This is a genomic window from Bacillus badius NBRC 15713 (assembly GCF_001591605.1).
Lineage (GTDB): Bacteria > Bacillota > Bacilli > Bacillales > Domibacillaceae > Pseudobacillus > Pseudobacillus badius.
This window is the reverse complement of sequence record NZ_BCVF01000011.1, coordinates 59,544-72,972: the sequence shown is the minus strand read 5'-3', so window position 1 is coordinate 72,972 and position 13,429 is coordinate 59,544. Positions and strand designations below refer to the sequence as shown.

The window sequence follows — 13,429 nt, the reverse complement described above, 5'->3', positions numbered from 1 at the left end:
GAAGCGAATGACGCACTCTAACGGTATTGAAAGGAGCTGCCGTTATGAGAATCGTCTTAGCAATCAGTATATGTTGGTTCTTTGTTTTTCCGATGTGTGCGGCGGCCTCCGTGATCCATTTGAATTTAGAAGAAGAGGAGTTTGCCCTCTCTTTTTTACCGCTATCGGATGGAGAAGCCGCCTTTTTGCATACAGCGGACGGGCGTCATTTTTTAATTAACACTGGTCATCCAGACAGTGAAGCCGAAATTCTTCAATATATGGACCGCTTTCGGATCAGCAAGCTCGATGGATTGATCCTCACGGAAAAGAAATATTGGAGAACGTCTTTTATTAAAGAGTTGATGACAAAGCGAAAATTAAAAAAAGTGTTTACCAGCTGGCCTTTGCCGGCTAGATGGCGTCATAGCCGTTTGGCGCATGAGCAATGGAAGGAAGGGGAAATTCAAGAGATCGGCCGGGATGTAAGAATTCAGGTGCTCCATAATGGAAGGGGAAAGAACGAAGGACTCGATTTTTCTATTAAATACTATGATTCCCGTTTCTTATGGATGTCTTCCGCTTCCAAGCCGGCTGAAAAGGCGCTGCTGTCTCATTCCCTGAAAGACAGCAACATTATAAAGGTGCCGAATTTCGGAGAGGCTCGAAGCCTTTCCCGTGATTTGCTTATGCACATTGATCCGCAAACCGCTATCCTGTTCAAGCAAAAAGCCGGGCATCCGGATGAAAAATTAATGGAAACACTTCATCAAATGTGGATTGACGTTTACTATACAGACCAGCATGGATTACTTATAATTAAATTTACAAAAGCGGGATATGAGCTTTTTACCTTCCCTGATTTAAAATAAGCGAGATTCGCACTTTTCACAAAATTTATTAATAACCTGCTCTAATTTCCTGCTATAATAGAAAAGAATGGGGGCATTCGCATGGAAAGTAAAATTGAGGTTTTATCCTCTGTTACGGTCAAGAACCAGCCGGATTTATATAAGATTGTTGATACATTAAACCGCACGCTCAAGCGGAACGATTTAATGTTTGGTCTGGCGCTTGATAAGACAGATAAGGATAAAGCTGTTTTTACTATTTACCGTACATAATTAAATAAAAATAGAAAGATAGTGGAGGTATTTTTGTGAACGTACAATTAGCTCAACGAGTGAAAGCATTAACTCCTTCTACAACGCTGGCCATTACAGCGAAAGCAAAAGAAATGAAAGCGCAAGGGATCGATGTGATCGGTCTTGGAGCAGGAGAGCCGGACTTTAACACACCAGATCATATCATTGAAGCGGCTTATGAATCATTAAAGAAGGGTCAGACAAAATATACACCGTCTGGCGGCCTGCCTGAATTAAAAGATGCAATTATCGGCAAATTCGAGAAAGATCAAGGGATTTCCTATAAACGCAGTGAAATTATCGTTACGACAGGAGCTAAGCATGCCCTGTATACATTATTTCAAGTAATTTTGGATGAGGGAGATGAAGTGATCATCCCGACTCCGTATTGGGTCAGTTATCCGGAGCAAGTAAAGCTGGCGGATGGAACTCCTGTTTATATCGAAGGAAAAGAAGAGAACAATTTTAAAATTACGCCGGAACAGCTTCACGCTGCCATTACGCCAAAAACAAAAGCGGTAATCATCAATTCTCCAAGCAATCCAACTGGTATGCTTTATTCAAAAGAAGAGCTTGAAGCACTAGGAGAAGTAGCTTTAAAGCATAATATTTGGATCATTTCCGATGAAATTTATGAAAAACTCATTTACGGTACAAATAAGCATGTGTCCATTGCGGAACTTTCTCCGGCTTTAAAAGAGCAGACAATTATTATTAATGGTGTGTCAAAATCCCACTCCATGACTGGCTGGCGCATTGGGTACGCAGCAGGCAACGAACAAGTCATTAAAGCAATGACAGACTTGGCAAGCCATTCAACGTCCAATCCAACAGCCGTGTCACAATATGGCTCAATCGCTGCATACGAAGGGACGCAAGAGCCTGTCGAGGAAATGAGAAAAGCATTTGAAGAGCGCTTGAATATCGTTCATAGTAAATTAAACGAAATTCCAGGCGTCAGCTGCCTGAAGCCGCAAGGAGCTTTTTATTTATTCCCGAACGTGAAAGAAGCCGCTTTGCTCACTGGCTTCAACGATGTTGACGGTTTTGTAAAAGCTCTGTTGGAAGAAGCAAAAGTGGCGGTTATTCCTGGAAGCGGCTTTGGTGCGCCGGATAATATCCGTCTTTCCTATGCTACATCGCTTGAACTGCTTGAAGCTGCGGTTGCCCGCATTGCTGACTTTGTGAACAGTCATGCCACTGCAAAGAAGCAATAAACGCAACCAGCTTGCATAAAACATTATAGATTTCCAGGTGTTTACTAAACAAAAGGGGTTCGGAAGGAATTTATTTCGAACTCCTTTTTGATGTTGATTGAAAATCAAGAACGCAGAGGGAAGTGGAAAGCTGTCCAAGCTTATCATGCAGATCGCTTCTATGGCTGTTTTCACTGATAGGAGACAGGCATTTCTTGCACATCTTGAAGAAAGACAGGTATAATATGAAGCGAATGGATCAGAATCGCGGAATATGTTGGAGGGAAATATTATATGAAAATAACAATTGCGGAAGTGGGCCAGTTCGTTGGTCAAGAAGTAACAATTGGTGCCTGGCTCGCCAATAAACGTTCCAGCGGAAAAATTGCTTTCTTGCAGCTTCGTGATGGAACAGGCTTTATTCAAGGCGTTGTTGTTAAAAGCGAGGTAGGAGAAGAGCTATTTAAAGCTGCAAAAGCACTGACACAGGAGTCATCCCTGTACGTAACAGGAATGGTTCAAGAGGACACCCGCTCCCCGTTTGGCTTTGAGCTGACAGTAACCGGTCTCGAAGTGATTGCTGAAGCGGTTGATTATCCGATCACACCGAAAGAGCATGGAACAGAGTTTTTAATGGATCACCGCCATCTGTGGCTCCGTTCCCGTCGCCAGCATGCGGTCATGAAAATTCGTAATGAAATTATCCGGGCAACCTACGAGTTCTTTAATGATCACGGATTTGTTAAAGTGGATCCGCCGATTTTAACAGGCAGTGCGCCGGAAGGGACATCAGAATTATTTCATACCCGCTATTTTGAAGAGGATGCCTATCTTTCACAAAGCGGCCAGCTGTATATGGAAGCAGCAGCCATGGCTCTGGGAAAAGTTTTTTCTTTTGGTCCTACATTCCGTGCGGAAAAATCAAAAACACGCCGCCACCTTATTGAGTTTTGGATGATTGAGCCGGAAATGGCTTTTTATGAGTTTGAAGACAATTTAAAAGTGCAAGAGGACTATGTGGCTCATATCGTGCAATCTGTCCTTAAAAATTGCCGCTTAGAACTGGAACGGCTTGGACGGGATACAGCAAAACTTGAACAAGTGAAAGCTCCTTTTCCACGCATTACATATGATAAAGCGATTGAGTTTTTGCATGAAAAGGGCTTCACTGATATCAAATGGGGAGATGATTTCGGGGCTCCGCATGAAACAGCCATCGCAGAAAGCTTTGACAAGCCGGTATTTATTACCCATTATCCTACCTCACTTAAACCGTTTTATATGCAGCCGGATAAAGAGCGCGAGGAAGTGGTCTTATGCGCTGACTTAATTGCTCCTGAAGGATATGGAGAAATTATTGGCGGTTCAGAGCGTATTCATGATTTGCAGTTATTAAGCGAGAGAATCAAGGAGCATCAGCTTGATCCGGAGGCCTACAAGTGGTATTTGGAACTGAGAAAATACGGTTCTGTTCCGCATTCAGGCTTTGGTCTTGGCCTTGAGCGGACGGTTGCATGGATCAGCGGAGTGGAGCATGTTCGTGAAACAATTCCTTTCCCGCGTTTGTTGAACCGTCTCTATCCATAATAAAGAAGAAGCCGTCCTGCCGTCAGGGAATGAATTTGTTTGGCCGCCGCTGCAAGCGTGTAGGTCAAACAAATTCTACAAGCAGGACGGTTTTTTCTTCTTTTTCATTGTTGTAAAAAAGACAAATCACAATTTCGCGTTTGTCAATTCTCATTTTTATAACTTCCCCGTGATATACTTGATTGTGAGGTGTCTGCCATGGAGCAAAAAGAGTTATTAATTAATTGGATGGACGAAGGAATGATCAGTGTTCCGCAAGTTCTCCTTACTTACTATCAGAAATTAGATTTTACAGAAATTGAACTTGTTTTATTGCTGCAAATTTTTGCTTGCAAACAAAAGGGACGCCATTTTCCGACGTTCGAGGAACTTGCCGCCCGTATGACCATTTCTGCCAGTGAATGCTCTCTTGTAGTGAAAAAATTGATACAGCAGCAAGTACTGGAGATTGAACAAGGGGATACGCTAGGTTTTGAAAGTTATTCGTTAAGACCGCTTTGGAAGAAGCTTGCGGATTTTATGATGCAGCAATCCCGGCAATCCGCTTTGCATCAGGCGATGAATGAAGAGCAGGATTTATATACTTGTTTTGAACGGGAGTTTGGCCGCCCGCTTTCTCCGCTTGAATGTGAGACGCTTGCGATTTGGATTGATCAGGATCATCACGACGCGGTCATTATTAAGGCAGCTTTAAGAGAGGCTGTTATCTCCGGAAAGTTGAATTTTCGCTATATTGACCGGATTTTATTTGAGTGGAAGAAGCAAGGGATTGAAACGCTTGAACAGGCGAGAGCATATGGCCAGCGTTTTCGCAAAAGCCAATCCCCGTCTGATCAAGTGCAGCGATCAAAAAAAGCGGTACCTTTCTATAATTGGCTTGAGCAGTAAAAGGAGAAAAAGAGATGTTGAATAAAGCACAAATCAGATATTGTCTTGATACGATGGCTGATATGTTTCCAGAGGCTCATTGTGAACTAAATCATGCGAATCCGTTTGAGTTAGTCATTGCTGTTTTATTATCTGCCCAATGCACGGATGCTTTAGTAAACAAGGTTACGAAGGATTTGTTCCAAAAATACAAAACACCGGAAGACTATTTAGCCGTGCCGCTTGAAGAGCTGCAGCAGGATATTCGTTCAATTGGCTTGTTCCGCAATAAAGCAAAAAATATCCAAAAGCTGTGCCGTATGCTTATTGAAGACAGGGGCGGGGAGGTGCCGAGAACACAAGAAGAGCTTGTGAAGCTTCCCGGGGTAGGCAGAAAAACGGCAAATGTGGTTGCTTCCGTTGCTTTTGGTGTGCCGGCCATTGCGGTTGATACGCATGTCGAGAGGGTCAGCAAGCGGCTCGGCTTTTGCCGCTGGAAAGATTCTGTGACAGAAGTGGAAGAAACGCTTATGCGCAAGATACCAAAAGAGGAATGGTCCGTTACTCATCACCGCCTTATTTTTTTCGGCCGCTATCATTGCAAAGCCCAGTCTCCTCAATGTGAAATTTGCCCGCTTCTCGATTTATGCCGAGAAGGGCAAAAGCGGATGAAGAGGAGAAGCGGATGATGAAGCGCGAGGTGGAGATACCGGAACAATTAAAGCATTCCTTATTTTTTTCTGAAAAGGGACGAGTAGAATGGCCAGCCGAAGCGTCATTGTCTTCGGCTCCTTTTTTCATTTATGAGCTTTCTGGAGAAGGGCAGCCATGGCTGCTTGAGGACAAAGGACTGGACATGATCGAAAGGGAATGGTTCCGCTTAAAGGCAGAGCTTGAAAGTAAATTTCAACGGCGGGATCGAGATACTCAAGTCCAGATGCAGGCTGCTATTGCCTTGTTTCTAATGAAGCTATTTTGGGGCAACGGACAGCCTGTTCAGCTGACCGGCTGGGACAAGCAAGTCAAGAAGCTGGAGGTTCAGCCGGTCAATGCAGCAGATCGGCTGGCATTTGTCTTTCATCGGCCGTATTCCTACCATTCCTACAGGCAAGTGCGCGAGCTTATGATCGAGCAGGACAAGCTGCTAGCAAAAAAGACGGCAATGAAAGAGAAAAAGTAAAAGTAAAAGGATGTCATGCAGGCATGACATCCTTTTACTTTTTGTTGGTTATTCACCACCAGTGCTTTGTTTTTGGTTTTCAGAAGGCGTCTGTGCTCCTGGTGAGTTTTGCTGTGTGTTCCCGCCGGAAGGAGGAGGTGTTGTTGTTTCTCCTGTTCCTGGAGTGGTTCCACCGGTGTTCCCGCCGGTATTCCCGCCATTGCCATTTCCTCCAGTGTTGTTCCCGCCATTGCCGTTCCCTCCGGTGTTGTTCCCGCCATTGCCATTTCCGCCATTATTGTTTCCGCCGTTGTCATTTCCGCCATTATCATTCCCGTTGTCGCCGTTCCCATTTTGTCCGCCATTATTATCCGGATTGGTTGGGGTAGTATCATCCGGCTCGGTTGGAGGCGGAGTCTCTTCGCTATCGTCTTCAGCTGGCGGCTGTTCGCCTCCCGGAACCGTGATCGAAGTGGAGGCTGTATCCACTGTCTTTCCATCAACGGTTGCTGTGACGGTAAAGCTATAAGATTTTCCTGGTTCTGCACCGCCGAAGGACGCGGATGAACCGCCGGTCGATCTAGATTCGCCGGTTGATGACGAAACGGTAAAGCTTGGTGACCCTTTTCCTCCAAATGACCAGGAGACAGAAATGCTCTGAGAACCTGCATCATAAGAAGCGGAAAGGTTTTCGATTTTTCCTTCTGTTTCTTCTTTCTTATCTTTTTCTTTATCTTCTTCCTTAAAGTCGTTGAATACTTTCTTTGGCTCTTCTCCTTTAATAAACAGTTCATACACTTTCTCGCTGTCTGGAGTGCCTTTGCCGGCGATTTGTGCCGGATTTGTGCCTTTTTTAATCGGTAACTCAACCACACTGTTCGGTTTTTTAAAGTTTTTCGTTTCTTTTTTGGATGATACTTCATCCATTAAGTTTTTAAACAGCTCTTTTGAAATGTTCTGGCTGTTTTTCGATAAATATTCTTTTTTATCCTCATAACCTGTCCAAATGGCTGCCGTATAATTTGTTGTGTAGCCGACAAACCAAGAATCTGGAGAAGCCGAGGAAGGGATGTTCCATTCTCTCTTCTCTTTTGCTGTATAGTTCGTTGTTCCGGTTTTACCTGCTAGAGGAAGCCCTGGAATATTCGCTCTGCGGCCCGTCCCTTCATCAACGACATCTTTCAGCATATCAGTAATCATATAAGCAGTATAGTCACTCATTGCTTTCTTCGGCTTAATATCGTTTCTTACTTCTGTATCTCCATCAGCCAAGACAATCTTCTTAACGGCATGCGGCTTGATATACGTTCCGCCGTTACCGAAAGCGGCGTAAGCACCGGACAGATCAAGCGGAGAGATGCCGCTCATGGCACCGATTGAGTTTGATTCGTTTTCCGATTGCTCTTTAGAAAGTTCAATGCCTACATTATTTAAAAACTCGTTCGCTTTTTCATGTCCGACTTTTTTATAAGTTTGCAAAGCCGGAATGTTGCGGGAATAGACAAGAGCTGTTCTCATAGACAACGGTCCCATGTAGGAGCCCCCGGCATTGCGGATCGGCGTGCCGTTTGAATAAGTATCTGGACGGTCATCAAGCTGCTGGTAGGTAGACCATTTTAAATACTCAATCGCTGGACCGTAATCGATTAGCGGTTTAATTACCGATCCAGGCTGACGCTGTTTCAAATCAACGGCATAGTTAAAACCCCGCTCCACTTTTTGGTTGCGGCCGCCGCCAATCGCTCGAACTTCTCCTGTTTGTGTGTCGATAAGAGAAATCCCCGCTTGGAAATTTTCGCTTGGATAATTAATAATTTCATCGGTATTCAGTAATTTTTCCATATAAGTTTGTGCATCTGGGTCAAGTGTTGTATAAATCTTGAGCCCGTCGGAATAAGGGTTGTAATCACCCATCTCCTGCACTTCTTCTACAACCATGTCAATATACGCGTTAAACTTCTTCGCATTGCCGGTGTCCGGTTTTTCTTCAGCAAGCTGCTTGGATACGGGCTTTTGCTTCGCTGCTGTCATTTCAGCGCTTGTGATTTTGTGATGCTGCTCCATTAATGACAAGACTACATTCCGGCGCTTTTCGGCACGGTCCGGATGATTGAACGGATTGTAGTTATTCGGGCTTTGCGGCATACCCGCCAGTAATGCGGCTTCCGATAAAGTCAACTCATCCAGCTCTTTATCGAAATAATAACTGGCTGCTTCTTTAATGCCGAAAATCCGGTCTGACATATATACTTTGTTGACATACATTTCAAAGATTTCTTCTTTGGAATATTCTTTATCAAGCTGGTAAGCCAGCCAAGCTTCCTGCGCTTTCCGCTTCAATGTTTTTTCGGGCTTCAGGAAGGACATTTTTACGACTTGCTGTGTAATTGTGCTGGCTCCTTCTGAACCGAAGCCGTTTGTTACGTTTTTGATGGCCGCGCCGCCAATACGGATCACATCCACCCCGTGATGCTTAAAGAAGCGGGCGTCCTCTGTCGCAAGAATGGCATCTCTTACCAGGGGAGGAATATCTTCATATTTAACGTAATCACGTTTCTCCGAGCCCACAGAGGTAATAAAGTCGCCATTCATATCGTAAATTTTTGAGGAAATCGGATCGCGGAGCAATCCTTCATCCAATTTAGGCGCATCTTTCACCATGAAGGCAAATGTGCCAAGGCCGCCAGCAAGAGTAAGCAGGAATACAGCGGCGAGAGTAAGAAATATTTTCTTGGCTAAAGAAGATTTCTTTTTAGTCGGTTTTTTCGCACCGCCTGCTGTGTTTTTGGGTGTGCGTTTTTTCTTCTTTCTTCTTTCTATACGTGAATTATATTCATCAGACATTTGTTCAATATCCTCGCTTTCAATGGAAATAAAGAGTGTTAAGATCCATAATCTTAAAAATACAGCTTATCGATGACAGACAAGTAGGGAATACGGGGGTGAAGGCCTGTCGGAATCGAAAAGCCTGAGCTCTCAATCTCCGCTTTTGTGATCGATTTTCGGCCGCCGTTCTCCATTCTGTTCCAGAAATCAAACAAACGGCTTGCCGGAAGATAGAAAATTTCCTCCGTTAAGGTAAAACGAATAATGACGAAGCTGATACCTTCCTGCTTCTCCACATTCTCCATATGGGCAATTTGATGTTTATGAAAATTTTTTAACGGAAAGGACGTTGCATTTCTCGTCTCCTTTGCTTCGAAATCGACATACTTCCCCCGATATACGCCGTTATAATCAGTAGTAGAAGCTTGTTTAAAGTAGGCTTCCTTTATGACAGCTGCGCTCCTTCTTGGGTAATCCACCTGGACAATTTGCACAGGCGTCGGCTTTTTATGGATAACTGCCAGGCCGCGCTCAAGATAGAATGTATTTGTTTCGTTTAAATCTTCCTCAAGCGTCATTCCCCTGTTACTATAACTATCCCGCAAAGGAGTCTGCTTCATTGCCGCCGCTTTTGTATCCGCCACATATTTCTTTCCGTTCGGATATCTTATTGTCATAGCATGCACCTCACAAGATAATACATATCATAACAGAAAAAATTATACACGGGGTAGAGAAATAGGACGATTTTTTCCTTTTGGCCGTTCCGGACGTGAAATTTCTTCCTCACTTCCTCTGTGGTCCTCTTGTACAGTTATGCAGTTTAGCGGCCTCATATGACCTTTCCGGCTTCTTTATTATAACCTTTTCACGCCGCGGCTGCATTTCATAGCGCATAGTACTTTTAGGGGATAAAAGCTTTGTCGAATCAAAAGAAATTTTTGTCCGGCTCGTTCTTTCTTTGCCGAAAGACACCTAGTTTTGTCAGCCGAGAAGGAATCCATTATAAAAAGAGAGAAAGAGTTGGGCAAGAGAATAAGCGCAAAGAATATTATAAAAGGAGTGGGAAGAATGACAAGAGAAGAAGTGCTTCGTACCTTAAATGAGATTGAAGAACAAGTAGAGCAAATCGAGAAAGTGTTGCATAAACGATCTGCTGTGATGCACAAAGCCCACTATTCACGCCTTTGGAAGAAAAAGGAGGCGGTGATGGCGCGCATGAGCCAGCTGGAAGAAGGAGCTGAATTCTTGTTGTCTGCCGGTCCTGCCTACAAGATGGTCCAATCCTTTTAACATATAATTGAAATGAAGAAACGATCTCTTGAAGATTCCCCCAAAAACTTATAAAATCGTAAAATAAGCGATGTGCGTGTTGACTCATTTGAATGAAATGAAGAGACGATGACTTTCTCTGTTGTTTTCTTTTTGTTCGATTAAATGAGTTTCTTTATGCGCATGAGCCAAAGCTTAATTAAAATATAACAGGGTGAACAGGAGAATAAATGATGAGCCGACTTCAAGAATTGACAGAGCAGCTGATAGAGATTGTCACCCGTGCCAATAGCCGTTATCACTTAGCGAGGGAAAAACAAGAAAAAGGGGATTTTTATGCAGAAGTCAAACCTTTTGCGGACCAAGCCCGCTTGCGGTCGAGAGAGTGGGAGAAGGAACTGACCGCTTGTTTGCAAACGAGGCGCTTTCGCCATATCCACTATCCGCAAATGAAAGCGGTGGTAGAGAATATCGAGTTGATTTCAGTACAAGCGTTTTTTCCGGAAACCAGCTTTAAACGTTTTCGAAATTACGTTGAGTCAACTCTTTTCGTGTTGCATCAGTTAATAAAAGAATTAACGTGATGGTCACCTTTTCAGCGAATTCGCATACCATGTTGTAACGAATGTTGCGGGAGGGAAAAAGATGAATCCGTGGAGTCAGGTGTACCCATATCCTGGGCATTATCCCTATCATTCACCTTCGGCTTATCCTGGCCACACACCTTCTTCGCCCAGTTATTCCCAATTTCCGGGGGATTTGTGGGGCCATCCGCTTTACCAAATGCCAATGCAAGAAGGACCGTATTCAATGTTTGCGCCCTCTGCTTCTATGACGCAAAACATGGGATCGGCCAAAAGCAGCAGCCAGTCTGCTCTATTGAAATCCTTTCAAAATAAAGATGGCACATTTGACATTAATAAAGCGATGGATACAGCGGGAATGATGGTGAATACGGTATCGCAATTGTCAAAGGTTGTGAAGGATATGTCTGGGTGGCTGAAAGTATAAATAATCCGGCCTTGAAGGAGAATGATGCCTTCAGGGCTTTTTTGCGGGACGAAAACAGTCATTTTTTCTTTCAAATGGATCGTTTGTTCGCTAAAATGAAGAAGAGGTGAGAGCATGCAATTTGGGAGAAAGACGCTGCAAGAAGCCATCGACTGGCTAAGGCAGGAGGAAGCAGTCCGTTCCAATATCATTCATTGGCACACCATACCAGAAAAAGAAGCGGCTGTTGTTCCGCTGCCGGCTGACATTGCTCCTGAGCTTGCAGCCGCGTTAAACAATAGAGGAATTGAGCAGTTATATACGCATCAATTGCTGGCCTATGAAGCAGCAAGGCGGGGAGAAAGCTTCGTAGCTGTTACGCCGACAGCATCTGGAAAAACACTTTGCTACAATTTGCCGGTTATGCAAGCGGTGATCGAAAACGAGAAAGCGCGGGCGCTTTATTTGTTTCCGACGAAGGCACTTGCGCAGGACCAAAAAAGCGAAATCAATGAATTGATTCAGGAAGTGGGTCTGCCAATTCACAGCTATACGTATGACGGAGACACGCCGGCAAATATTCGCCAAAAAGTACGCAAAGCGGGACAAGTCATTCTGACAAATCCAGATATGCTGCATTCGGCAATTTTGCCGCACCATACAAAATGGGTCGCATTATTTGAGAACTTAAAATACATCGTCATTGATGAACTTCATATATACAGGGGAGTATTCGGCAGCCACGTGGCAAATGTTTTGCGCCGTTTACAGCGAATTTGCCGCTATTACGGGAGCGATCCAGTATTTATTTGCACATCTGCTACCATTGCCAATCCGCTGGAGCTTGCCGAGTCATTAACCGGGAAATCTATCCGGCTAATCGATAAAAATGGGGCGCCAGCCGGGAAAAAGCACTTCGTCTTTTACAATCCCCCCGTTGTCAATAAGCCGTTGAATATTCGGCGCAGCGCGGTTTTGGAAGTCCGCCGGCTCGCTGGCGAAATGCTAAAAAATAAAATTCAAACAATCGTATTTGCCAGAAGCCGGGTGCGCGTGGAAATTCTTTTGACGTACTTGCAGGAACTTGTGAAAAACGAACTCGGCGCGAAATCGATCAGAGGCTATCGCGGAGGATACTTGCCCACGCAGCGGCGTGAAATTGAGAAGGGTCTGAGGAATGGAGATATTTATGGAGTGGTCAGCACGAATGCGCTTGAACTTGGAGTCGACATCGGCCAACTCCAAGTTTGTGTAATGACTGGTTATCCAGGAACGATTGCCAGTGCCTGGCAGCAAGCCGGCAGAGCGGGGCGCCGTCATGGGGAGTCTCTTGTGATTATGGTAGCAAGCTCTGATCCGCTCGATCAATTTATTATTGACCATCCAGATTATTTCTTTAGACGCACACCTGAAACAGCTCGGATTAATCCTGACAATCTCGTCATTCTTATTGACCATTTGAAATGTGCCGCTTATGAGCTGCCGTTTAAACAAGGAGAATCATTCGGGGAAACAGATATTGAAGAGGTGCTTGAGTTCTTAACAGCAGAGAGAGTGCTGCATGAGAATCAAGGACAATGGTTTTGGATGAATGATTCATTTCCGGCTCATAATATCAGTCTGCGTTCAGCTTCACAGGAAAATGTGATTATTATTGACATTTCTGTAACAGCTGGCCATAAAGTGATCGGAGAAATGGATACATTCAGCGCGATGACCCTCTTGCATGATGAAGCGATTTACCTTCATCAGGGAGTCCAATACCAAGTGGAGGAACTGGACTGGGAAGAGAAGAAAGCCTATGTTCGCGAAGTGGATGTGGATTATTTTACAGATGCGAATCTGGCGGTCCAGCTTCAAGTGCTGGAGGAGGACAAAAAGCAGGAAAAGGGGACGGCCGCGTTTTCCTACGGGGATGTGGCTGTTCATGCGATGGCCACTATTTTTAAAAAGATTAAATTTGATACGCATGAAAACATTGGTTCCGGTCCGATTCATTTGCCGGAGGTAGAGCTGCATACGAATGCGGTATGGATGTCGCTCGATAACAATGTCCAGGAACTGTCAGAAGAACGAGTAGAGAACGGCCTCATCGGAGCAGCCCATTCATTAAAAGCAATTATCCCTTTATTTGCTATGTGCGATCCGAATGATATCCATATTGTGCCGCAAGTAAAAGCCAGCCATAATGAGAAGCCGACAATCTTCGTCTATGATCATTACCCGGGCGGCATCGGGCTAAGTGAACAAGTTTTCAATCAATTCAGCGAAATTATCAACCAAGCGGCAGAGCTCATTCGTCATTGCCCTTGTCCAAAAGGCTGTCCTTCCTGCATAGGCACCGACACTGCTTTTCCTACGGCGAAGGAAGATGCTTACCGCCTGTTGAAAATGTTCTTATGAGAGGA

The 13,429-nt window shown here is 44.4% G+C and carries 13 protein-coding genes; 11 read left to right on the top strand and 2 right to left on the bottom strand.

Annotated elements, in window-relative coordinates; all coding sequences use genetic code 11:
• Window positions 1-44: 44 nt before the first annotated feature.
• The 7 genes from BBA02S_RS07855 (at window position 45) to BBA02S_RS07830 (ending at window position 5,954) form a co-directional block, all read left to right on the top strand.
• A complete protein-coding gene (locus tag BBA02S_RS07855; protein ID WP_041096903.1) occupies window positions 45-851 on the top strand; it encodes a ComEC/Rec2 family competence protein in 807 nt (268 codons plus the stop codon).
• A gap of 81 nt (window positions 852-932) precedes the next feature.
• A complete protein-coding gene (locus BBA02S_RS20250; protein WP_065849527.1) occupies window positions 933-1,103 on the top strand; it encodes a YpmA family protein in 171 nt (56 codons plus the stop codon).
• A 35-nt stretch (window positions 1,104-1,138) separates the two neighbouring features.
• Complete coding sequence (locus BBA02S_RS07850; protein ID WP_041096901.1) at window positions 1,139-2,341, top strand: pyridoxal phosphate-dependent aminotransferase; 1,203 nt, start codon at window positions 1,139-1,141, stop codon at window positions 2,339-2,341.
• 273 nt (window positions 2,342-2,614) lie between these two features.
• Entirely contained in the window at window positions 2,615-3,907 is a 1,293-nt protein-coding gene (gene asnS, locus BBA02S_RS07845; RefSeq protein WP_041096899.1) for an asparagine--tRNA ligase, read from the top strand.
• Between the two features lie 198 nt (window positions 3,908-4,105).
• Window positions 4,106-4,795, top strand: a complete 690-nt coding sequence (locus tag BBA02S_RS07840; RefSeq protein ID WP_041096897.1) for a DnaD domain-containing protein — start codon at window positions 4,106-4,108, stop codon at window positions 4,793-4,795.
• A gap of 14 nt (window positions 4,796-4,809) precedes the next feature.
• Window positions 4,810-5,463 carry an endonuclease III gene (nth, locus tag BBA02S_RS07835; RefSeq protein WP_041096895.1) on the top strand — a complete coding sequence of 218 codons (654 nt, stop codon included), beginning with the start codon at window positions 4,810-4,812 and terminating at the stop codon, window positions 5,461-5,463.
• The gene (locus BBA02S_RS07830) at window positions 5,460-5,954 is read left to right on the top strand and encodes a YpoC family protein (protein ID WP_156141435.1); all 495 of its coding nucleotides are present in this window, start codon (window positions 5,460-5,462) and stop codon (window positions 5,952-5,954) included. Before nth ends, BBA02S_RS07830 begins: the two co-directional genes overlap by 4 nt.
• A 48-nt stretch (window positions 5,955-6,002) precedes the next feature.
• On the opposite strand, the gene BBA02S_RS07825 is transcribed toward BBA02S_RS07830, so the two are convergent.
• Together BBA02S_RS07825 and recU are read right to left on the bottom strand one after the other, a co-directional pair.
• Window positions 6,003-8,777, bottom strand: coding sequence for a transglycosylase domain-containing protein (locus BBA02S_RS07825; protein WP_082028122.1), 2,775 nt, complete (start codon window positions 8,775-8,777; stop codon window positions 6,003-6,005).
• 53 nt (window positions 8,778-8,830) lie between these two features.
• Window positions 8,831-9,436 (bottom strand): Holliday junction resolvase RecU, encoded by a 606-nt coding sequence (gene recU, locus BBA02S_RS07820; protein WP_041096891.1) that lies wholly within the window; start codon window positions 9,434-9,436, stop codon window positions 8,831-8,833.
• A gap of 394 nt (window positions 9,437-9,830) precedes the next feature.
• On the opposite strand from recU, the gene BBA02S_RS07815 reads away from it, so the two are divergent.
• From BBA02S_RS07815 to BBA02S_RS07795, 4 genes are all read left to right on the top strand, one after another.
• A complete protein-coding gene (locus BBA02S_RS07815; RefSeq protein ID WP_041096889.1) occupies window positions 9,831-10,052 on the top strand; it encodes a hypothetical protein in 222 nt (73 codons plus the stop codon).
• A gap of 209 nt (window positions 10,053-10,261) precedes the next feature.
• On the top strand, window positions 10,262-10,615 hold the full coding sequence (locus BBA02S_RS07810; protein WP_041096887.1) for a DUF1798 family protein: 354 nt from the start codon (window positions 10,262-10,264) through the stop codon (window positions 10,613-10,615).
• Between the two features lie 61 nt (window positions 10,616-10,676).
• Window positions 10,677-11,042: a YppG family protein gene (locus tag BBA02S_RS20245; RefSeq protein WP_082040182.1), complete on the top strand. Its 366-nt coding sequence runs from the start codon at window positions 10,677-10,679 to the stop codon at window positions 11,040-11,042.
• 114 nt (window positions 11,043-11,156) lie between these two features.
• Window positions 11,157-13,424, top strand: coding sequence for a DEAD/DEAH box helicase (locus BBA02S_RS07795; protein WP_041096883.1), 2,268 nt, complete (start codon window positions 11,157-11,159; stop codon window positions 13,422-13,424).
• The last annotated feature ends 5 nt before the right edge of the window (window positions 13,425-13,429 follow it).